The sequence below is a fragment of the Marinobacterium sp. NO-S09 genome (assembly GCF_059179545.1).
The window spans coordinates 2,996,959-3,018,503 of the sequence record NZ_CP168954.1; the positions used below are offsets into that span (position 1 = coordinate 2,996,959).

Consider the following 21,545-nt stretch of genomic DNA (forward strand, 5'->3'; position numbering starts at 1 on the left):
AAACCTCAGCCGTTCAGTACCACCTGTTGATACTGGTGAGGCGTCATGCCGAAGACCGGCTTGAAGCGCCGGTTAAGATGACTCAGGTCGGAAAAGCCCGTCTCGTAGACTACATCCTGAAGCGGCCTGCCCGCTGCCAGCGCCTCACGGGCCCGGTTAAGCCGGTTATTGAGCACGTACTGATGAGGCGTCATGCCAAAATGCTGGCGAAACAGACGCAGAAAATGGTATTTGGACATGGCCGCCTGTTCGCTGATCTGCTCCAGAGATAACTCCTGGCGTACATTGTCGTGAATAAACTCCCGTGCCCTCAACAGCAGCCTGTCCACATGCCGGTTCCGACGTGCAGGCTCAAAACTACCCTGTAACTGCGCCAGCCTCTCCGCCACTGAATACAGCCCCTGCTCATGCTCCAGGCTGCCAGATGCGCCCTGTTCAATCAGGCCCGCCAACTGCAGAATCGCGCCCCTGAGATGCGCATCGTTCAATAAAGTCTCGGTGCTGCGGAAAAGTCCCGCATTACGCATGCCAGCCGCTTGCAGCATGGGTACGATTTGCTCGGGGTGGATATACACCATACGGTAGTAGAGGGAATCATCCGTACCCGGATGGCCATCATGTACTGCCCCCGGGTTGAACAGGATGATATTTCCCGGTGCACTGCTGTAAAAGCCGCCTTCAGACCAGAAATCCTGCCGACCCGCCAATGTCACACCAAGCGAAAACTCTTCGTGGGCATGGCGCCTGTAGGCGAAGTCGTGCATGCGGGCATGAAGCAGGGTGACACCGTCCAGGTGCTGGCTTTTACAGTACTGAAAGAGATTGTCCTGCATGGTCCTTACCTTCCCGCTCACGATTATCTGTCTCTACATGGGCACCAGAATACGGACCTTGGACTGAAACCGCTTGGACATTATTGCGAATTAACCCACAGCTCTGTCCTGATAACAATTGAGCCCTTAACCTCATGGCAGATCAAGGGCATATAACAGACGAGATCTAAAAGACAGGCAGGCATTTACACTTGAAACCGCAATTCAAGACTCACAAGCCTTTCGCGCCATTACTGATACCCTATTGCGACCCGCTTGCTTGGCGTAATAAAGATGCTGATCAGCCTCTTCCAGTAGAGATTTGGCACTGCTGTTGCGGCAACACTGGGCAATACCTGTGCTGAAGGTAACCTTGACCTGGTTTCCGGATACCTCGAAAGGATCAGCAGCGATGCGCGCTCTAAGATTATCCAGTACATGATGAGCGCTAACTGCATCTGTTTCGGGCAGCAACAGCAGAAATTCTTCGCCTCCAAGCCTTCCCATCACATCGGCGCTTCGTGTCATCCTGTCGATACGCTTACTAAACTCAATCAACACTGCATCACCGGCAGCATGGCCATAGGTGTCATTTATGCGCTTGAAGTGATCAATGTCCAGCATAGCAATACTGAAACAGCCATTGGCACGATGGAAACGCTCAACTTCATGCTGCAACAGAGACATCAATACAATGCGATTGGGCAACCCCGTCAAAGGATCGTGACTGGCACGGGTCTGCCACTCCTGACGCAGGCCCGACTCATGCCGCAGCATGCGCTGCTGAACACTAAGGACAATAACAGCAAAAGACACCGATATTGAAAAGGCCAGGACCTCCATCCATTCAGAACTGACAACCTCAAGATCATAGAACTTAACCGCCAAGGCGTTATACATCAGCAGCGCCAGCCCCATCGAGCAATAGGTATAAAGTGACTTGGAGCCAAATACGATAAAGACCAGTGCAGGTATGATCAGGAACAACAGCCAATGAGCTATAAAAAAGGACGCCAGAATTAGCCCAAAAGCTAGCAACGTAGCAATGACCCAGCCTGGCGAGAGCCCACCTGCCTCCTCCTTACGGCGGTCAAAAGCAACAAGTACAGGAATAACCAGCAGCACCCCGAGCATATCGGCAAGCCAAATAGACACGGCCGTAGACTGCGCACTGCCTGCCGTGAGGTAACCGCCCCACCAAAGCTGCCAGCCTATTATCGACCCCGTAAGCCCCGTTGGCAGCAGGCAACCCAACAAAAACGCCATAAACAATTGTCGCGGACGGTTGATCCCCTGGTTTAAATAATGGCGAGCAACCGCACCAGCCATAAATACAAACAGGGTATCCGCACTCGCACTGATACAGGTGTGAAGCAGATGCAACAACACCGAGCCCTGTACCAGACCACTATAGTTGGCGGTCAGACTGGCCAGAAAAACGGGTGCAAGCACCCCTGCACCATAACGATAGAAAAGATACGGTCCTAACCCGGCTGGCAACCACAGAAGCGCGATATTCGTGGGCTCGGCCGAAAATAGCAGCATGCTGACCTTGGCCAGAAGGAAATAGCTCCCGCCCCAGGCAATCCAACTCCTTGCTTTCTTCAGCCAAAGCATGCCGACAATCTCCAAAGGCGGGGGCGGCCTGTCCGTTACGTTCCTGACAAGTATAGGTTGCCATTCGGCAACAGGTGAATAGAGTAAACCACCTTATTGCTTTCCAGAGTCAGTCATGGCAATAAAGCCCGGCAACTGCGTGATGCGATGCAACCAGGCTTGAATGGAAGGATAGGTATTCAGGTCAAAGCCACCCTCATGAGCAACCTGCGTATAGGCATACAAGGATAAATCAGCCGTGGTGCATTGATTATCCGTCAGAAACAAGGTTTTGCTGAGCTGGTTCTCCATCACACGCAATGCCTTGTGGCCCCCTTCCTGCTTGGCAAGATATTCTTCGCGGCGCTCATCCGGCAACCCCAGGTACTTGTTGATGAAACGCGCTACCGCGATATAAGGCTCATGACTGTACTGCTCAAAAAACTGCCACTGCTGAATCCTGGCTTGCTGCAGGGCATCACCGGGATACAACTCCGTCCCCTGCGCCAGGTAATTGATAATGGCATTGGATTCGGCCAACTGCTCACCCTGCTCAAATTCAAGCAGAGGAATCTTGCCATTGGGGTTCATGCCGAGAAAAGCTGCCGTCTGGGTGTCACCGGCAAGAATATCAACATCGACCCAAATATGGTCGATGTTCAATAGTGCACAGGTCAACTGCACCTTGTAGCAGTTACCGGACTGCCTATCACCGTAAATTTTCATGCCACGCCCTCAACACGCAATCAATCAGATAGTGCAGTTAAGCAAATTCTGCCCGGGGCGTCATATTCAAAATAAAAGACGGTCATCTCTGATGACCGCCTTTATAGATTGTCTTAAGTCGTGTTAACAGGTTGGGCCTGCAGTACCGGCAAGGGTTTATTCAGGCCAAACCGCTTTCCATTGGGTAATACCCGGCACACCCGAGCTGGTGCCACCACCAATGTCAGCATCACCTAGTGCTTCGTCGTAATGCATACCGCCATTACCCGTCACATCAACCGTCCTTCCTCTGACAGAGCCGAACAATTCACCACTACCTGTAATATCAACATCTGATTTTGGCGCATACACTACAGACGTCATATCATCATTCGCACCAATTCTCACACCGGCCTTGCTGTTTTTATTGGCTTGGGATTGGTCATAGTTTGAATACAAGGAAAAGCGTGGATTCCCATTTGTATTCAGCGTTGAGCCATTCGCCACATCTACACTACCACCAAGATCAAAGGTGCCGGTTGTAATCACAGTCAAACTACTATCGTCATCAATTTTGATTTCATTACTGCCGCCGAGGTTGAAATCCCCATCGACAAAGATGACCACATCACCACCACTGATATGAAGCTCACCCTGGCCGTTTTTTAATGACATATCATCGACAACGAGTACAGGTCTCTCGGTACCCATTACATCCATATTAACCAGTGGCTTACTATCGTCGTTTACCCACTCTTTAACATCCCAGGTCTCGTCATAATAAGAGACTCCATCAGGCGTCAGCCTCCAGTCATTTTTGGGGTATGAGCCAACAGTGAAATCACCGGTGCTGGTCATGCCACTAAAGCTATCAACGATGCTGTCGACATCCAACGGGTCACAGGGTATGCCCGCAACTGAAGGATTCCCCGGACTCATACCGGGATTAACAGAACCTCCAACGTAATCTTCTACGGGTTTATTTTTGTTTTTACCTGCAATCGTCCCGCCCGCCTGAGCATTTCCACCAACGGAAGCACTGTAGTTATTGAACTCAATATCGCCATTAGCGTAAACATCCGCATGTGCGGTAGCACTACTTTCAAAAATCAGGTCATTACCACTATAAATGTCACCATAGAAGTTAACACCACCACCCTTGAGGCGTATGTCATTATCAGCACGGGTCTCACCATAGATCGGCGCGGACCCCTGGGAGTAAATATCTCCGGTAGAGAAAACGTCACCATATATCGGAGCATTACCTATCAGTTCAACATCAGCCCCCGGCTCAGTCGTGATAACGTCAGCATTACTTCCCGGTTTGGTAGAATCATATGGGGCAACGCGCGAATCAAAGCTGTCAATCTGGCCACTACCTTGAGTGCTAACACCCTCACAGCCGATAACTGCGTTCTCGAACGGCTTCACGGTTCCGGGAGACGCCGTAAGCTGAAGCCTGACATGGTAACGGGACAAGACAGTCAAAGGCGTTGTATTGGCTGTTGCCAAACCGGTGACGGTGGCTTCGACCACGGCTCCTGTCGTCAGTTGATCAAGATAATAATACCCATCACCCGAGCCCACTTGTTCCGCATTGGCAAGATCCTTGTGACCAAACTTGGTTTTCATCTGGTCCGCGGAGTCATCCGGGTCATAATTGGCCGCTAGCCAGACTGCAAAATCCGCAGCGCCGGCCTCTGCCGCCATCATTGCCGTGACATGGTTATTGGTGTTGGAGGTCATCATCTCCTGAATATTGCTGCTTTTAAGAGCACTAACGACCAAAGCCGTCACCAGAACCAGCATCACCATGCTTACAATTAAAACGGCACCCTCTTCCTTCTTCCTGTACATGCCTAAAAACCTCAAATCTGTGGTTTTACATAAATATCGAAGTGCCGTTCTTAACTGCCTGAACCGGCTTGCTCGACCACTTTTTCACGTATGGCCGTCGTAAAATGCGTACTCAAGCCCGTTTCCGTCTCGACGCTTACCTGTACGCTGGTAATATCGGACCAGTCCGATACATCGGCTGCTGCCTTGTATGATTCCACCCATTTATTGCTGCTGGGCGTGCCATAGGCGAAGGTGATGCTGCTGAGATTACGCACAAGCTCCACATTTCCATCGCCGTTGTCACACATGAGTTTGCCGCCTGCCAGGCTGAACGTATTGTTCACGGTGGCAGCACCTTTGTCGCCCTGACAGTCCGGGCGCTCGCTACCTCTGGACATCACAATTGTCAGGGAGTCGTCCGTGCTGGCAGCATCCACCGTTTCTGCGTTGCGAATAATCCGACCCAGGGTATTAGAGAGATAACGGAACGAGTCCTGAGCATCGTCAAGTTGGTTCTTGGTATTAACCGCCTGAATACTTGAGATGGTGACGGTGTAAACGCCTCCCATAATGATCAGCCCGACCACCAATGCAATCATCAACTCAACAAGCGATAGACCCTGCTGCTTCCGAATAGCATGCATACGGGCAGCCCTGTTCTTACCGGTTATAGTCAGCTGCATGGGAACTCCGGGATTGATATAACGTAACTGAAATTATAAGCATCGGCGCCGGTCCTCTCGAATCGATCATCCTCCCACTTGATATCAATCGTGTACCTGACCGGCGTAACTGAGGTATCGGGTGTCACACTGGCATCCCACTGGGCCATGCCCTCGGTCGTCTGATGTGATGTTTTCCATGCACTCACAATGGAGTTGAGCGAGGTATCCAGAGCACAGGCCCCAGCCCACATTCGTTCTGACAAGTCCACCGCCTGGCTGACTGCAACGCTGCGTTGATAGCTTGAGTGAGAATACTGGAGTGAACGAGTCAGCAGAGTTGCCACCGCCAACAACCCAACAGTCGTGACAACCAATGCAATAAGAGCCTCTACAAGACCAAAGCCAGCAGAGTATTTTGGAGCTTTTATTTCCGGCATTTTGTCACCTCAACAATCAGCTGCTTTGGTTACAGTAAATGACTTGCCACTGACCAGGGTGCAGACAAAGCGTGAACGGCCAGAAGACGTCAGGGTAAACAGGTTTTTCACACCAGCCTCCAGAGCACCCACCGAGTTGAAATCAAACGTCTTCACCGGCGTCGAGAGCCCAACACTGATGCTGTCGTTAAAATCCCCTTCAATTCGGATCACTTCTCCATCAGCATCTACAACCAGCCATCCCTGTGACCAGTCGGTAGAATCTGCACAGGTTGCAGAGCTGTCACGCCCTGACGAAGGACACAAGGAGACTGTTTTGGCGCGCTTGACGGCTTCACTTCGGGTCAACTGCAACATCGAGTGCAGATTTGTGCTTGCCCCCGATACCCGGTTGTTGTGAATGATGTTATTGAATTGAGGCACACCTATGCCGAGTACGATTGATAGCACCACCACAGTGACAAGTACTTCAACCAGCGTAAATCCAGAGTTATATGCACGAGTGTTCATACGTTAGTCCCAACAGTCGGCAGGAGACTGTATACCCAGATGATTAACAGTCATTGTCCCGCAGTGATCTGTGTTCTGGCCACCTTTAGCCTGGGGAACTGCCGTGAGGGTGTAGCCAGTTGCCGTTGCAGATATTGATATATTATAACGTTCAGTATTCTGAACACTCGATGTGCAGTCGCTGTGGTTATAAACGTTCTTTTCAGTGAAACAACGTTCCACTTTTTGCGATATATCGACCAAACGTGCCTGGGCATCAGAGCGATGCGATGACTGAACAACCTTGAGGTAGGAGGGATAAGCAATGCTGGCCAAAATGCCGACAATGACAACGACCACCATTATTTCGATAAGGGTAAATCCACGTGCGTGTCGCGACAGCATTTTTTCGATCCTTCATTGTGCTGAAATGACATTCAGATCTGCGATTCATCAATTTATGACAATAGTGTTGATGCGTTGTCAAAATGATACCAAAGTATAGTCTTAATTATCACTCGCGTATCATGACCTCGATCAAAGACCGCGTTATGCATATGGTTATTACAGAACAGCATTTTTACTACTGATCTTTTGACAATCCAGATAGCACAACATACCAAGACTACTTCATAATGCGAATCGATTTCAACACCATTTGACATTCTTGAATGGTAAAAATGATTCTTTCTTGCGACTTTTTTATTTACCGAAATGGGGTGTATTGCTTTGCGATGGCCTCAAACGCCTTCACATGCTGCCCAATCCTGCCAGCATCACAATTTTGACACAGCGAAGGCTTGCCCTTCCCTGTCAGCAGCATCATCGTTTGCTGACCACACTTCTTGCAGCGTATGTAACCAAGCGGGCCATCAGCCGGTATAAAAAGGTCACATTCGATATCCGGCCTACTACCCGCCAAGGCTGCCACATCTTCCATCTCGTACTTGTTGCTAAGAAACAGATACTTGAGTGCTCTTAACTGAGCCAGGGGCGCCACCCCACCCTGCTTAACTCTGACAACATTCAATGACAACCAGTACAGGTTTTGTAAGCTCAGAAGCGGTTCCAGGCTCTCTACATTAAGGTACTTTGGGCTATGGCCATCACCAGCCACCCTAAGCCCCTTCAGGCCGGTCAACCCAGACACGAATGAAAGGTCAGCAGAGGCACGTATATTTTCGAGCTCCAGCCATTCAAGCAAAGGGAGTTCAGCCAGTGGTGCCAGTGGCGTGATTGAGGGAGAACTGCCAATCGACAGGTATTTCAGTGTCTTTGCTTGCGCGACAGCCTCTATGGACTTGATCCCGCTCCACTTGATGCTCAACCCCTTAATCGACTTCATTTGGCACACAGCATCAAACAGCTGCTGGTTGGCCCTGGATGAAAACCAGATATATTTCACCTCATCCAGACTTGGCAGTGCCTCACACCAGGCCTGCACCAGCTTTTTCTGCTCGCCGGGTTTCAGCTCAGTCTGTGTACAGACGATATTGATGCGGTCGCCACCATCATATTCTTCCGGGTAACGAATGGACTTTGGCGGAAAATCACGTGTTGGGCGGTGATACCAAAAACTGTGCCAGGGTTGAATGTTTTCGCTTCGCTGCTCCATATCCTGGCGAAGCGTCTCCTTAAAATTATCCATCACCACCCTGGAAGACTTTGCCAAAGCCTTATCTCTGAAGCGCGTGAACTCATCCCGGTTATCCGACATCCCTACTTTCTCCATGCATTTCAGGCGCTCGCCACGGTGATCGGCTTGTTCACTTTCAGATTACGTCGTCCAAAAAACCAGTACACGCCCCGTAAGCGCCACAAGGGCAAGCTAGTGACATATTCAACCTGATACAGCATGGATTTCTCTATTTCAGCCATCAGGTCCTGCTTTGGCAAGGGCGAAATCCTCTCAGCCGCTTCAACACGGGAACAGGCTTCTTGGTGGCGGGCATAGAGTTCATCATTATCGAGCAGGGTAAAGGCTTGAGTGTAAGCAGTTGTCCGATTTGGCAACGTCATGGCGTCTTTTGTTGATGCCGTTGTAACGCCCAGAGTGTCGGAATAGCGAGTAACAAAATCGATGTTCACCAAACCGTTTGCGTAATACACCAGCGCCCAGGTGTTCTGGCTGTCCGACCACCAGGCGGCACATTTGATGGCATTGCCATCATTCAGGGTATGGGACAGGAAATTACACTCGAAGATAAACCCACTTGGCTCAGCCCAGGCAGTGAAAGCATCGCGAGCAGTCTGAAAGCCGGCATCATCAATCTCACTGACGACTTCCAACACCTCACTGGGCCGACGCATGGTTTCAATGGAGCCGACAACTGCGCGATTAATCAAAAACGCAATAGCCAAACCGGCCAAAACAATAAAGGTCAAACTGATAACCATAAGAATCCCTTCTGATTGTCATTTCATAATTCAACTTCAGTCAGAGGTATTGCAGATTTCCCGCTGACATTGAGGCTGAATCATACTGCCGCTGATCAGAGTTAACATACCGTTCAACAGCCACCTCAAAACACGCCCGAGGCAGGACTGAAAAATCCTCGACTAACAAGCATTATCCTGCGTTGCGCACACACGCCCTGTGCTCATTGGGACTGATTCCGCGCACGCGTTTGAAGGCTGCGCTGAATGCGTATGGGGAAGCATAACCTACCCTTTCAGCGACAGCACTCAGCGTTACATCGGGCTGGCATAACAGGTCGGCCGCCAATGCCATGCGCCAGTTCTTCAAAAACGTCATGGGGGCCTCTCCTACCAACTCCTGGAAGCGCCTTGCCAAAGAAGCTCGGGAAGCTCCAGCCTCTTGTGCCAACTGCTCAAGCGTCCAGGAGTGCTCAGGCTTGTCGTGCATTAACCTCAAAGCTTCGTCAACAACTCTATCACCCTGATAGCGCCACCAATCGGGACGACTCGCATCCTGCCGTGCAAACCAGGCCTTCAGAACTGCAGTCACCAGCAAATCAAGCAAACGATCAAGCACTGCAGCCTGTCCAGGCTCATCCTTTACCACCTCTTCACAAAGTAAGGTAACCAGTGGTGATTGCCAGTCAGCATGTAACAAGGACAAAACGGGCGGCAACGCCCTCAGCAACCGGTCGCTGATATCACTCAGATGCTCATATGCCCCGACCAGAAAAACCACTTCTCCCTCTGCCGAGTTACCCCAGGTTCTTACCCCGTGCGTCATTTCATGCAAAAGTGAACGCCCGTTGGCATCACAGCATTTCTGGCCGGGATGGACAAAAACCTGTGGTGGCGTGCAGGGGGAATCCGACACCGTGTAGTGAACCGGCGCACGTGTGATTGCAATATCCCCAGGCCCAATTTTGACAGGCTCACCGTCATCAGGCATCAGCCAAAGCGTCCCGGCCACCCCGATCATCAACGTCAATGGCGATTCCGCCAATATCCGTAACGACCAGGGCTCACGCATCACCGCGCGAAGCGCAAAGGCACCACGGGCGCGCGGTGCATCGAGTAATCCACCCAGAGTATCCATAGACTGATTATATACGCATTCATATGAATCTGATTCGTTTACGCATGGCTCGCTGGTGGCGCTCTGTTTACGCTTAAAACCTCACAAACCGGGCCAGCAAGAGGCCTATACACATCGAGGATTTCAAGATGCATAGCCACCAGACAGCACCCACAAGCCAAGGTACAACGCTCGTTTTGGGCGGCACGGGCAAAACCGGCCGCCGAATCGCTGAGCGCTTACACACCCTGGGTGTCGATACGCGCATCGGTTCACGCTCCGCAATCCCTTCCTTTGATTGGGGAGATGAAGAAAACTGGTACCAGCTGCTTGATGGCGTGACGCAAGCCTACATCAGTTTCGCACCCGATCTGGCTATACCCGGAGCGACAGAAACCATTCGACGTTTCGTCAACCAGGCAGTGCAACAGGGCGTGAAACGGCTGGTACTACTGTCCGGGCGTGGAGAAGCGGAAGCCCAGGCCTGTGAGCAGATTGTACAGGCGACGGACATTGAGTGGACGATCGTGCGCGCCAGCTGGTTTATGCAGAACTTTTCAGAAGGTGAATTTCTCGACATGATAAGGAACGGTGCCATAACGCTCCCGGCCGCTGACATTCCCGAACCTTTTGTCGATGTAAATGACATTGCCGACGTTGCTGTCGCCGCCCTGACCGAAGAAGGACACGCTTATGAAGTATACGAAGTCACTGGCCCACGACTGCTGACATTTACGCAGGTAGCCGACGAGATTTCAGGCTGCATAGGCCGAGAGATTCAGTACATCCAGGTACCTCAAGAAGCATTCAATCAAGCAATAAAGGCCTCAGGTGCACCTGAAGAGATCGCATGGTTACTCAATTACCTGTTCGAAACCGTGCTGGATGGCCGCAACGCCAGTCTGGGTGACGGGGTGCAGAAAGCTCTGGGGCGTGAGCCTGCAGACTTCAGAGACTTTGCCCAGCGTACTGCCACTCAGGGTTGCTGGCACCCTGCAAATACAGAGCAGGTTAGCTGAAGTCTTAAGCCGGCGCCTCGCACACCTCTCGGGACTGCTAACAGGTTGTTGAAAAACGTTATCGAGGCAGTCGAAGCCAGGCAAAAACAGGCGAAAAAGCGCAGTTTAGCGGACTAAATGAGCATTTTGAGACTGTTTTTAACGCAGTATTCGGCAACGCAGATAGATTTTCGACAGCCTGCTAAGCTTTGGACGAGTATCTAATCCTAACCAGGAGAAAAACCATGAACTATGAACATGTCCTGGTCACCGTGGACTTGTCTGAAACAAGCAAGGCACTGATCGATAAAGCCATCGAGCAAGCCAGGCCCGGCAACAGCAAGTTGTCGATCATGCATGTCGATGTAAACCACCTGAGGGATGACCCCAAGGAGACGCAACGTCTTGAAGCACAATTGAAAAGCCTCGCTGACGGGTGCGGATACCCTGTTACGGATACTGCGGTCGTTATTGGTGACCTGCATATGAAAGTGGCAGGGCTAGTTGAAACAAGTGATGTCGACCTGGTGATATGCGGTCATCACCATAGCCTGGTCAGCCGCATGTTCAGCTCGGTGCCTAAACTGGTAAACAATGTGAAAGCCGACCTGCTGGTGGTTTATCTTGATCAATAAAATACCATGAATGGTGGCCTGATCCAGTAGATCAGCTCCCAGCATCTTCAAGGCACAAAAAAGCCCGCAACCGCGGGCTTTGAACGACAACGAAGGGGTTTGTTACAACTGCGTGTGCAGACCGCACTCGCGGGTTTCGATTGCCTTGGTGGGATCGAAGTAGTCGTGTTCGTTGGGCAGGTTATGTTCCGCCAGGTAGGCGTCCATATCCGCTTCGGTCCAGTTGAACAGAGGCGCGACCTTGATGATGCCGTCCTTGCTCGCCGATACAATTTCCAGCGACTGACGGAACTCGGTCTGGTCCTTGCGGATGGCGTTCAGCCAGAGGTCAGGCTTCATCTCTGCCAATGCACGCTGGAACGGCTCCAGTTTGACCTGACGGGTGAACTCTTCGTGCTGAGGATCATCTACGTCCGGGATCCCCCCCATCAGAACGTTGCGACGTGCCGCGCTCATCTCGGGGATGAAGGTGCGGATATTCAGGTTCAGATCCTTGATCAGCTTTTCTGCAAAGCGGTAGGTCGCTGAGGTGTTGTAGCCTGAATCCACCCACAGTACTTCAATGTCAGGCTTGGCCTGTACCGCCATGTGCAGGATCACCGACTCGTAAGGACGGAAGTTGGTGGTTACCAGCGGCTTGTCGCTGTTGGCGATCGCCCAGGCGATAATTTCCTGCGGTGTTTTTCCTTCCAGTGCCGCGTTGGCAGCTGCCAGATCGATGCTCATTCCTGTTCTCCTTGTCAGCTCTGCGGGTAGGCCGGGCGGGTTACGGATGCACCGCCCTGGTAACGCACACTTACTTCATCAAAGGCGTTCAACACTTCATCTTTAAAGCGCTCTTCCGGTACGTCCAGTGCATCAAAGCCACAGCGTTCCAGATAGGCCAGGCGGTCACGGGTCACATCACCCACGGCACGCAACTGGCCCTGGTAGCCGGCACGACGCAGCAGACGCGCGATGCTTAAGCCTCGGCCATCAGTGAAGGCCGGGAATTCCACGGCGATCAGCTCCACCTGGCCATTCAGAGCCAGCACCTGCTCCAGATCATGTTCACCGTTCACCAGCACGCCAATTTCACGGCCAGCCAGAGCATCACGGTTTTCCAGCCACTGGGCCAGCGGCAGGATAACAGCCCCTTCGGCAGGGATTGCCTGCTCGTCTTCAAGAGTGATCCACGGGTCGTTTTCGACCGGGGTGCGATTAATTAGCAGCGGCATAAACGGCCTCCTTGAAGGGCTGTACTCCGACGCGACGAACCACTTCCAGGAAGCTTTCCGCTTCCGAGTCGCGCTGGTCAATGTAGGTCAGCAGAATTTTTTCGATGGTGTTGGCAACCTCATCAGCGGCAACCGCTTTGCCCAGCACCTTGCCCAGAGCCGCATCCGCTTCGGAGGAGCCGCCCAGGGTGAACTGGTACCAGTCTTCACCTTTTTTATCCACGCCGAGGATACCGATGTGACCCACGTGGTGGTGCGCACAGGCGTTGATGCAGCCGGACATGTTGAGACGGATCTCACCGATGTCGTGCATGTAGTCGACGTTTTCGAACTTTTCGTTGATCTGTTCGGCGATGTTCAGGGTCTTGGCGTTGGCCAGCCCACAGAAATCGAAACCGGGGCAGACGATCATATCGGTCAGGGTGCCGATGTTCGGGCGCGCCAGGTTGTTGGCGTTCAGAATCTTCCAGACTTCCAGCAGATCGCCCTGCTTCACATCCGCCAGCACCAGGTTCTGATGATGGGTGGCGCGCGCTTCGCCGAAGGAGAAGCGATCAGCCAGGTCAGCCACGGTTTCCAGCTGAATATCAGTGATATCGCCTGGCGCCTGCAGGTAAGGCTTCAGGGATACGACAACGATGCGGTAACCGGCCACTTTGTGCTGCACGGTGTTACGCTCGAACCAGACACGGAACTCTTCATTCTCGGTAAGCTGCGCGTGCAGGTCATTGTTGGCAGCATCCGCTTCATAGGCTGGCGGCGCAAACTGGACTTTAACCTTGTCGATCTCTTCCTGCGTCAGGCGCAGGTCGGATTCACGAATTTCAGCCCACTCGGCGTCAACCAATTCACGGAAAGCATCGATGCCCATGGCGTTTACCAGGATCTTGATACGTGCCTTGTACTTGTTGTCGCGACGACCATTAAGGTTGTACACACGGATGATCGCTTCCAGGTAGGACAGCAGATCTTTGGGCTCCAGGAAGTCGCGAATCTGCTTGCCGATGACCGGGGTACGACCCAGACCACCACCAACCAGCACTTCAAAGCCGACTTCACCCGCATCGTTTTTGACCAGGTGCAGACCGATATCGTGCACCTGAGACGCGGCACGGTCTTCAGGACCACCGGTGACGGCGATCTTGAATTTACGTGGCAGGTAAGCGAATTCCGGGTGCAGCGTTGACCACTGACGGATAATTTCACACCAGGGGCGTGGATCTTCCAGTTCGCTGGCAATTACGCCGGCGTAAGGGTCAGTAGTGGTGTTACGAATACAGTTACCTGACGTCTGAATGGCGTGCATCTGCACTTCAGCCAGCTCGGCCAGGATATCCGGTACTTCTTCCAGCTTGGGCCAGTTGTACTGAATATTGGTACGCGTAGTGAAATGGCCATAGCCCTTATCATAGGTACGGGCGATATGAGCCATCTTGCGCAGCTGGGTAGAGGACATCAGACCGTAAGGAATTGCGACGCGCAACATCGGCGCCTGACGCTGTATGTAGAGGCCGTTCATCAGGCGCAGGGCACGAAACTCCTCATCAGGCAGTTCGCCGGCCAGGAAACGTCGAGTCTGATCGCGGTATTGCGCTACCCGTTCGTCAACCAGTTTCTGGTCCACTTCGGTGTACTGGTACATGTCAGGTCAACCTTAGTTAATATAAGCGTCATTGAAACAGGCGGCCATGGTACCGAGGGCCCTTTATAACGTAAAATACTAATTGATAATTTTGTTATTTCATTTATGAATATGAAGCACCTATGCTCACCCCTGTCACTCTTAGACCTCTCTTGAATGACTCATATTCATTTAGAGCATATAAAAATTCATATTTATTCTTTTTTATTTTATAAACAGTTCGACATAATGCGCTCCAGTTATGAGCCCAATGTGCTCTCTGTGCGTTAATCAACCGAAAGAGTCATACGATGAATCAGTTGCCGGAACACCGCCTGACCCATTTGAAGCAGCTCGAAGCTGAAAGCATTCACATCATCCGCGAGGTGGCTGCCGAGTTCGATAATCCGGTCATGCTCTACTCCATAGGCAAGGACTCTTCCGTCATGCTGCACCTTGCCCGTAAAGCATTCTACCCGGGCAAACCACCCTTCCCGCTGCTGCACGTGGACACCACCTGGAAGTTCAAGGAGATGATCCAGTTCCGTGATCAGATGGCCAAGGAAGCCGGCATGGACCTGATCGTGCATATCAACCCCGAGGGCGTTGAGATGGGTATCAGCCCGTTCGAGCACGGTTCAGCCAAGCACACCGATATCATGAAAACCCAGGGCCTGAAGCAGGCACTGAACAAGTACCAGTTCGATGCGGCCTTTGGTGGCGCCCGTCGTGATGAAGAGAAGTCCCGCGCCAAGGAACGCGTATTCTCCTTCCGTGACAAGCACCACCGCTGGGACCCGAAAAACCAGCGTCCCGAACTGTGGAACACCTTCAACACCCGTGTCGACAAGGGTGAAAGCATTCGTGTTTTCCCGTTGTCGAACTGGACCGAGCTGGATATCTGGCAGTACATCCACCTGGAGCAGATCCCGCTGGTACCGCTGTACTTCTCGGCTGTTCGCCCGGTCGTAGAGCGCGACGGCATGCTGATCATGGTCGACGACGAGCGCCTGCCGCTGGCCGACGGTGAAGTCCCGATGATGAAGCCGATCCGCTTCCGTACTCTTGGCTGCTACCCGCTGACCGGTGCCGTGGAGTCCGAAGCCGATACCCTGCCTGAAATCATTCAGGAGATGCTGCTGACCACTACATCTGAGCGCCAGGGCCGTGCCATCGACCACGACAGCGCCGGCTCCATGGAGCAGAAGAAGATGGAAGGTTACTTCTGATCTGCAGCTTCGCAGGCCAACTGAAAAGACAGCATAGATGTGAGAGCTCACTCCGTGAGCGAATGGGAAACCATCTTGGGTATTCGCGCGCGGAGCGCGCGCTCACAACAGCAAGCATTTGGATATGTGGAAGCTCACTCTGTGAGCGATATGGGAAAGATGCCTTGGGAATTCGCGCACAGAGTGCGCCCCACAGTGCTCTCCCACAGAACCAGGCCTCAGGCGGCTTCCACATACAGACAGAACACGGGAAGAGATAACGATGTCACACCAATCAGATCTGATCGCAACTGATATTGATGCCTACCTGGATCAGCACGAGAACAAGGAACTGCTGCGCTTTCTGACCTGCGGCAGCGTAGACGATGGCAAATCCACTCTGATAGGCCGCCTGCTGCACGATTCCAAGATGATCTATGAAGATCAGTTGGCTGCGATCCAGAGCGACAGCAAGAAAGTCGGCACCACCGGTGAAGAACTGGACCTGGCCCTGCTGGTTGATGGCCTGCAGGCCGAACGTGAACAGGGCATCACCATCGATGTCGCTTACCGTTATTTCTCCACCGCCAAGCGCAAGTTCATCATTGCCGATACCCCGGGGCACGAGCAGTACACTCGCAACATGGCCACAGGTGCCTCCACCTGTGACCTGGCGATCATCCTGATCGATGCACGTCACGGCGTACAGGTACAGACCCGTCGTCACAGCTTCATCGTGTCTCTGCTGGGCATCAAGCACACCCTGGTCGCGGTTAACAAGATGGACCTGGTGGACTTCAGCGAAGAGCGATTCGAGCAGATCAAGAAAGACTACCTGGAATTTGCCAGCGGTCTGGGCCTGAAGGACATTCACTTCGCGCCGATCTCCGCTCTCAAGGGCGACAACGTGGTGAATCCGTCCGAGAGCATGCCCTGGTACAAGGGCGAGTCTCTGATGGAAACGCTGGAGAGCGTCGAGATTGCCGGCGATGCCAACTTTGACGAGTTGCGCTTCCCGGTCCAGTACGTTAACCGCCCCAACCTCAACTTCCGTGGTTACTGCGGTACCCTGAGCTCAGGCGTTGTACGCCCGGGTGACGAAGTTACCGTGCTGCCGTCCGGCAAGTCCAGCAAGGTCAAATCCATCGTTACCTTCGACGGTGAACTGGAGCAGGCGTTCGCGCCCATGGCCGTGACCCTGACCCTGGAAGACGAAATTGATATCTCCCGTGGTGATGTGATCGTTCACAGCAATCAGGTGCCGGAAACCTACAGCCGCTTCAATGCCAACCTGGTATGGATGTCCGAGCAGCCGCTGCAGGCGGGTCGCAACTATGAGATCAAGCTGTCCACGACACGCACCGCGGGCCGTGTCAGCGCCATCCATCACGCGATCGACGTCAACACCCTGCAGCAGTCACCGACCGCATCCCTGAACCTGAACGAAATTGCTCAGGTCGAGATCCAGATGGAAACCCCGGTGATTGCGGACGACTACAGCCGTCACAAGGGCACAGGTTCATTCATCATCGTTGACCGTCTTACCAATGCCACTGTTGCCGCCGGCATGGTGATCGGCGAGAACGCTGAAGGTGACTCCATCGAGCTGCACAACAGCTCTGCGCTGACCACCGAACTGCGCGCCCGTCGCTTCGGTCAGCAGGCTGCATTGGTCAGCCTGACCGGTACCGACAGCGCCACAGCCGACACGCTGCTCTATACGCTTGAGCAGCAGCTGTTTGCTCAAGGCCGTATGCCGCTGGTTGTGCGCGGTGAAACCCTGGCCCAGGCCAATACGCTGAAAGCGGCTGGTCTGCTGCTGCTCACCGATGCTGACGCCGCCAACGCCGATCTCAAGGTCAACCTGAGCGAACTGTCCGGCACGCCGACGGAACAAGTGCAGGCGCTGCTGGTCAAGATCAAGCAGGCTGAATTGATCTAACCGGCCCGTCACGACGGGGCTGTCACGCCAAACCAGCTGACCAGCCCCACCTCAGGGTTGCCCGGTATCAACACCTGGCCTATACCCTGAGGTTATTAATCCGGTAAAATTAAGCAGCATCTAATACTGCCCCGCACTTTGTGGGGCTCTGGCAGCGACAGGGGCTATGACCGATTTTCTGCTCATACTGATCAGCACCGTACTGGTAAACAACTTCGTCCTGGTTCAGTTTCTGGGACTTTGTCCGTTTATGGGCGTCTCCAATAAGCTGGAAACGGCCATGGGTATGTCGTTGGCCACCACATTTGTGCTGACGCTGTCATCGGTATGCAGTTATCTGGTCTATTCCACTCTGCTGAAACCTTTCGGGCTGGAATACCTGCAGACCATCGCCTTCATCCTGGTGATTGCCGTTGTTGTGCAGTTCACCGAAATGGTGGTGCACAAAACCAGCCCGCTGCTCTATAAGTTGCTGGGTATCTTCCTGCCACTGATCACCACCAACTGCGCCGTGCTGGGTGTGGCTCTGCTGAATATCAAAAAGCAGAACGGCTTTGTGGAGTCCATCGCCTATGGTTTTGGTGCAGCGGTCGGTTTTTCACTGGCGCTGGTGCTGTTTTCGGCCATTCGCGAGCGTATCGCGGTTGCCGATGTTCCCGTTCCTTTCCGTGGCGCCGCCATTGGCATGGTCACGGCGGGTCTGATGTCGCTGGCGTTCATGGGTTTTGCCGGCCTCGTGCAGTTCTGAGGCGGAGTAAGCAATGACCACTGTAATTAGCGCAATCCTTATTCTATTTGGTCTGGCTGTCGTATTCGGCATCATTCTGGGCTATGCCTCCGTGCGTTTCCGCGTTGAAGGCAACCCCATCGTCGACCAGATCGACGGTCTGCTGCCACAGACCCAGTGTGGCCAGTGTGGCTACCCGGGCTGCCGCCCCTACGCGGAAGCGATCGCCAATGGCGATGCCATCAACAAATGCCCGCCTGGTGGCCAGAGCACTATCGAAGCACTGGCGGACCTGCTGGACGTGGAAGCCATTCCGCTGGATGACGAACACGGCCAGGAACAGGCCAAAATGGTCGCCTACATCCGTGAAGACGAGTGCATCGGCTGCACCAAGTGCATCCAGGCCTGCCCGGTAGATGCCATCTTGGGCGCCGCCAAGCAGATGCATACCGTCATTACCGACGAGTGCACCGGCTGTGATCTCTGTGTTGAACCCTGCCCCGTGGACTGCATTGACATGATTCCGGTGGAAACCACTATCGCCAACTGGAAATGGCCCTCCCCGACCGAATCCCCCAGTCTGATTGCCACTGACCGCGGTCGTGGCCAGGTACAGCAGCAGGAGGCCGTCTGATGGGCAAGGTATTCGCATTCCACGGCGGCATTCATCCGCCGGAGAACAAGAAGCAATCTACGCGCCAGCCCATCGGCCGCGTGCCTCTGCCGCGTATGCTGTATGTCCCCCTGCAGCAACATATCGGTATGGCTGCAAGCCCGTTGGTTGAAGTGGGTGAAAAGGTCCTCAAGGGACAGCTGATCGCAGAGCCTGTAGGCCGCATCAGCGCGGCCCTGCATGCGCCCACATCCGGCACCATTCGTTCGATCGGTCCGCACCCGGTACCCCATGCATCCGGCCTGGATTCCGACTGCATCTGCATCGAAACCGATGGTGAGGATCACTGGGTTGAACACCAGGGTCTGGGTGACTACACCCAACTGGAACGCTCTCAGGTGATCGAGCATATCCGCCAATGCGGCATTGCCGGCATGGGCGGCGCAGGCTTCCCTACCGATGTGAAGCTGCATTTGGGTGACGACCATATCGTTAACACCCTGATCATCAACGCAGCCGAGTGTGAGCCCTACATCACCGCCGATGACATGCTGATGCGCGAACGCGCTGAAGAGATTCTGGGCGGTATCCGCGTGCTGAACTATCTGCTCAAGCCGAGCCACATCATGATTGGCATTGAGGACAATAAAGCGCACGCCATTCATACGCTGGAGAAGGTTCTCAAGGGCTGCGAGCTGAACCTGGATATTCGCGTCGTGCCGACCAAGTATCCGTCTGGCGGCGAGCGTCAGCTCATCAAGCTACTGACCGATATTGAAGTACCCAGCGGCAAGATCCCGGCGGATATCGGTATCGTGTGTCAAAACGTCGGAACCATGTCGGCTGTTTATCGCGCCGTCCATAGTGGCGAGCCGCTAATTTCACGTGTCGTTACAGTGACCGGCGATGCCGTAGCTCAACCGCAGAACTTTGACACCCTCATCGGTACTCCTTTCGCTGACCTGCTTGATGCAGCCCATGTGTACGAGAACAAGCTGTATCGTCTGGTCATGGGCGGCCCCATGATGGGTGTCACGGTGGAGCATGATCAGATACCGGTGATCAAAACCACCAACTGCATCATTGCCGCCAGCCAGGACGAGATGCCACCGGCCCAACAGGAACAACCCTGCATTCGCTGTGGCATGTGCGAACAGGTTTGCCCGGCAGAGCTGCTGCCGCAGCAGCTGTACTGGTTTGCCAAGGGCAAGGAGTTCGACAAGGCCAAGCATCACAACCTGTTTGATTGCATAGAGTGCGGTGCCTGCGCTTACGTCTGCCCCAGCAGCATCCCGCTGGTGCAGTATTACCGCTTTGCCAAGTCCGAAATTCGTACCGAAGAAGCGGAACAGCGCAAGGCCGACCACGCGCGCCAGCGTTTTGAAGCACGTCAGGCACGCCTGGAGCGCGAGAAAGAAGAGAAGGAAGCACGCCGCAAGGCGCGTGCCGAGGAAGCTGCCAAGGCGCAGAAGGCTCGCAAGACACCTGAAGCCGAAGCGACCGCGCAGGCCCCCGACCTGGCAAGCCTTAAAACCGCAGCGGCCGTTGCCCGTACCAAGCTGAAGAAAGCGCAGAAAGCCCTGGATGCCGCTCGTGAATCAGGCGAAGGCGATATCAGCGAATTGGAAGCTGCCGTTGCCACTGCACAAGCCAATGCAAATAAGGCACAGCAAGCACTGGAACAGGCAGATACCGCTGCAGGCAAACCGGCTGCCACAGAAGTGGATACCAAGCAGCTTAAAACTGCCGCTGCCGTAGCGCGCACCAAGCTGAAAAAGGCACAGAAAGCGCTGGATGCAGCTCGTGAATCCGGCGAAGGTGACCTTGCAACACTTGAAGCCGAGGTTAACAGGGCACAAGCCGCCGCCGACAAGGCTCAACAGACCCTGGATCAGGCTCAATCCGGCGCAGCACCCGCCGGTGGCGCAGACGTAAAACAGCTCAAAACCGCAGCTGCAGTGGCACGCACCAAGCTCAAGAAGGCCCGTGATGCCCTCAAAAACGCTGAATCCAAAGGCCTGGACGGACTGGATAAGCTGCGTGCAACCGTGGAAGCACTGGAAACCAAGGCCGATGCGGCTGACAAGACTTACCAGGATGCCGAGAAAGCGGCTGGAGGCAGTGCACCCGAAGAGCCCAAGGCAGCGCCCGTAGACATGAAAGCCCTGAAGCAGCAGGTTTCCATCATGCGAACCAAGCTGAAAAAAGCAGAAGCTGCACTCGAGGGACTGGAAGGTGAAGAATACACCCAGGCCGAACAGGCTCTTCAGGAACTGCGCCAGCGCCACGAAGAAGCTGACAAGGCTTTCAAGGCTGCCGAGCAGGCCCTGATTGATGCCGCTGCCGCCAAGGGCGTTGACCTCAAGCAGCTGAAAATTGATGCTGCCATGGCGCGTGCGGCTGTCACCAAGCTGGAGCGCTCGCTGAGCAAAACCGAAGAAGACGACGCCCGCGCCTCACTGGAAAGCGAACTGGTCGCTGCCAAGCGCAAGGCGGACGCACTGAACGAAACCCTGAAGCAGCACGAACCCGCCTGAGCCTTGGCTCG

General features: G+C 53.7%; 21 protein-coding genes. 7 read left to right on the top strand and 14 right to left on the bottom strand.

What is annotated here, in order from left to right; all coding sequences use genetic code 11:
* Nucleotides 1–5: 5 nt before the first annotated feature.
* The 11 genes from O3C79_RS13855 to O3C79_RS13905 form a co-directional block, all read right to left on the bottom strand.
* Nucleotides 6–833 (bottom strand): helix-turn-helix domain-containing protein, encoded by an 828-nt coding sequence (locus tag O3C79_RS13855; RefSeq protein ID WP_494383575.1) that lies wholly within the window; start codon nt 831–833, stop codon nt 6–8.
* Nucleotides 834–1,037: 204 nt separating this feature from the next.
* The gene (locus O3C79_RS13860) at nt 1,038–2,429 is read right to left on the bottom strand and encodes a sensor domain-containing diguanylate cyclase (RefSeq protein WP_494383576.1); all 1,392 of its coding nucleotides are present in this window, start codon (nt 2,427–2,429) and stop codon (nt 1,038–1,040) included.
* 93 nt (nt 2,430–2,522) lie between these two features.
* Nucleotides 2,523–3,134 carry a glutathione S-transferase family protein gene (locus tag O3C79_RS13865; protein WP_494383577.1) on the bottom strand — a complete coding sequence of 204 codons (612 nt, stop codon included), beginning with the start codon at nt 3,132–3,134 and terminating at the stop codon, nt 2,523–2,525.
* A gap of 156 nt (nt 3,135–3,290) precedes the next feature.
* Nucleotides 3,291–4,970, bottom strand: a complete 1,680-nt coding sequence (locus O3C79_RS13870; protein WP_494383578.1) for a pilus assembly PilX family protein — start codon at nt 4,968–4,970, stop codon at nt 3,291–3,293.
* 50 nt (nt 4,971–5,020) lie between these two features.
* The gene (locus O3C79_RS13875; protein ID WP_494383579.1) at nt 5,021–5,635 is read right to left on the bottom strand and encodes a PilW family protein; all 615 of its coding nucleotides are present in this window, start codon (nt 5,633–5,635) and stop codon (nt 5,021–5,023) included.
* The gene (gene pilV, locus O3C79_RS13880; protein WP_494383580.1) at nt 5,626–6,054 is read right to left on the bottom strand and encodes a type IV pilus modification protein PilV; all 429 of its coding nucleotides are present in this window, start codon (nt 6,052–6,054) and stop codon (nt 5,626–5,628) included. The genes O3C79_RS13875 and pilV overlap by 10 nt, the downstream gene beginning before the upstream one ends.
* 9 nt (nt 6,055–6,063) lie before the next feature.
* On the bottom strand, nt 6,064–6,564 hold the full coding sequence (locus O3C79_RS13885; protein ID WP_494383581.1) for a GspH/FimT family pseudopilin: 501 nt from the start codon (nt 6,562–6,564) through the stop codon (nt 6,064–6,066).
* A 3-nt stretch (nt 6,565–6,567) separates the two neighbouring features.
* Complete coding sequence (locus O3C79_RS13890) at nt 6,568–6,948, bottom strand: type IV pilin protein (RefSeq protein ID WP_494383582.1); 381 nt, start codon at nt 6,946–6,948, stop codon at nt 6,568–6,570.
* Between the two features lie 301 nt (nt 6,949–7,249).
* Nucleotides 7,250–8,260: a hypothetical protein gene (locus tag O3C79_RS13895; RefSeq protein ID WP_494383583.1), complete on the bottom strand. Its 1,011-nt coding sequence runs from the start codon at nt 8,258–8,260 to the stop codon at nt 7,250–7,252.
* Between the two features lie 20 nt (nt 8,261–8,280).
* Nucleotides 8,281–8,940: a hypothetical protein gene (locus O3C79_RS13900; protein WP_494383584.1), complete on the bottom strand. Its 660-nt coding sequence runs from the start codon at nt 8,938–8,940 to the stop codon at nt 8,281–8,283.
* A gap of 172 nt (nt 8,941–9,112) precedes the next feature.
* A complete protein-coding gene (locus tag O3C79_RS13905; RefSeq protein WP_494383585.1) occupies nt 9,113–10,057 on the bottom strand; it encodes an AraC family transcriptional regulator in 945 nt (314 codons plus the stop codon).
* Nucleotides 10,058–10,185: 128 nt separating this feature from the next.
* Between O3C79_RS13905 and O3C79_RS13910 the strand changes: the two genes are divergently transcribed.
* Nucleotides 10,186–11,055 carry an NmrA family NAD(P)-binding protein gene (locus O3C79_RS13910; RefSeq protein ID WP_494383586.1) on the top strand — a complete coding sequence of 290 codons (870 nt, stop codon included), beginning with the start codon at nt 10,186–10,188 and terminating at the stop codon, nt 11,053–11,055.
* A gap of 224 nt (nt 11,056–11,279) precedes the next feature.
* The gene (locus tag O3C79_RS13915) at nt 11,280–11,669 is read left to right on the top strand and encodes a universal stress protein (RefSeq protein ID WP_494383587.1); all 390 of its coding nucleotides are present in this window, start codon (nt 11,280–11,282) and stop codon (nt 11,667–11,669) included.
* Nucleotides 11,670–11,771: 102 nt separating this feature from the next.
* Here the strand turns inward: O3C79_RS13915 and O3C79_RS13920 are convergent, their stop codons facing one another.
* Genes O3C79_RS13920 through O3C79_RS13930 form a run of 3 tightly spaced genes read right to left on the bottom strand, consistent with a single transcriptional unit; the run spans nt 11,772 to nt 14,528 of the window.
* Nucleotides 11,772–12,395: a phosphoadenosine phosphosulfate reductase domain-containing protein gene (locus tag O3C79_RS13920; RefSeq protein WP_010322287.1), complete on the bottom strand. Its 624-nt coding sequence runs from the start codon at nt 12,393–12,395 to the stop codon at nt 11,772–11,774.
* A 14-nt stretch (nt 12,396–12,409) separates the two neighbouring features.
* Nucleotides 12,410–12,886 (bottom strand): DUF934 domain-containing protein, encoded by a 477-nt coding sequence (locus O3C79_RS13925; protein WP_494383588.1) that lies wholly within the window; start codon nt 12,884–12,886, stop codon nt 12,410–12,412.
* Nucleotides 12,870–14,528: a nitrite/sulfite reductase gene (locus O3C79_RS13930; protein WP_494383589.1), complete on the bottom strand. Its 1,659-nt coding sequence runs from the start codon at nt 14,526–14,528 to the stop codon at nt 12,870–12,872. Before O3C79_RS13930 ends, O3C79_RS13925 begins: the two co-directional genes overlap by 17 nt.
* 290 nt (nt 14,529–14,818) lie before the next feature.
* Here O3C79_RS13930 and cysD point away from each other — a divergent pair, with 290 nt between their 5' ends.
* The 5 genes from cysD (at nt 14,819) to rsxC (ending at nt 21,534) form a co-directional block, all read left to right on the top strand.
* Nucleotides 14,819–15,736 carry a sulfate adenylyltransferase subunit CysD gene (cysD, locus tag O3C79_RS13935; RefSeq protein WP_494383590.1) on the top strand — a complete coding sequence of 306 codons (918 nt, stop codon included), beginning with the start codon at nt 14,819–14,821 and terminating at the stop codon, nt 15,734–15,736.
* A 262-nt stretch (nt 15,737–15,998) separates the two neighbouring features.
* Nucleotides 15,999–17,657, top strand: a complete 1,659-nt coding sequence (cysN, locus tag O3C79_RS13940) for a sulfate adenylyltransferase subunit CysN (protein WP_494383591.1) — start codon at nt 15,999–16,001, stop codon at nt 17,655–17,657.
* Between the two features lie 166 nt (nt 17,658–17,823).
* Complete coding sequence (rsxA, locus tag O3C79_RS13945) at nt 17,824–18,405, top strand: electron transport complex subunit RsxA (protein ID WP_010322282.1); 582 nt, start codon at nt 17,824–17,826, stop codon at nt 18,403–18,405.
* 13 nt (nt 18,406–18,418) lie between these two features.
* The gene (rsxB, locus tag O3C79_RS13950) at nt 18,419–19,018 is read left to right on the top strand and encodes an electron transport complex subunit RsxB (protein WP_076459892.1); all 600 of its coding nucleotides are present in this window, start codon (nt 18,419–18,421) and stop codon (nt 19,016–19,018) included.
* Nucleotides 19,018–21,534 carry an electron transport complex subunit RsxC gene (rsxC, locus tag O3C79_RS13955; RefSeq protein ID WP_494383592.1) on the top strand — a complete coding sequence of 839 codons (2,517 nt, stop codon included), beginning with the start codon at nt 19,018–19,020 and terminating at the stop codon, nt 21,532–21,534. The genes rsxB and rsxC overlap by 1 nt, the downstream gene beginning before the upstream one ends.
* Nucleotides 21,535–21,545: the final 11 nt, after the last annotated feature.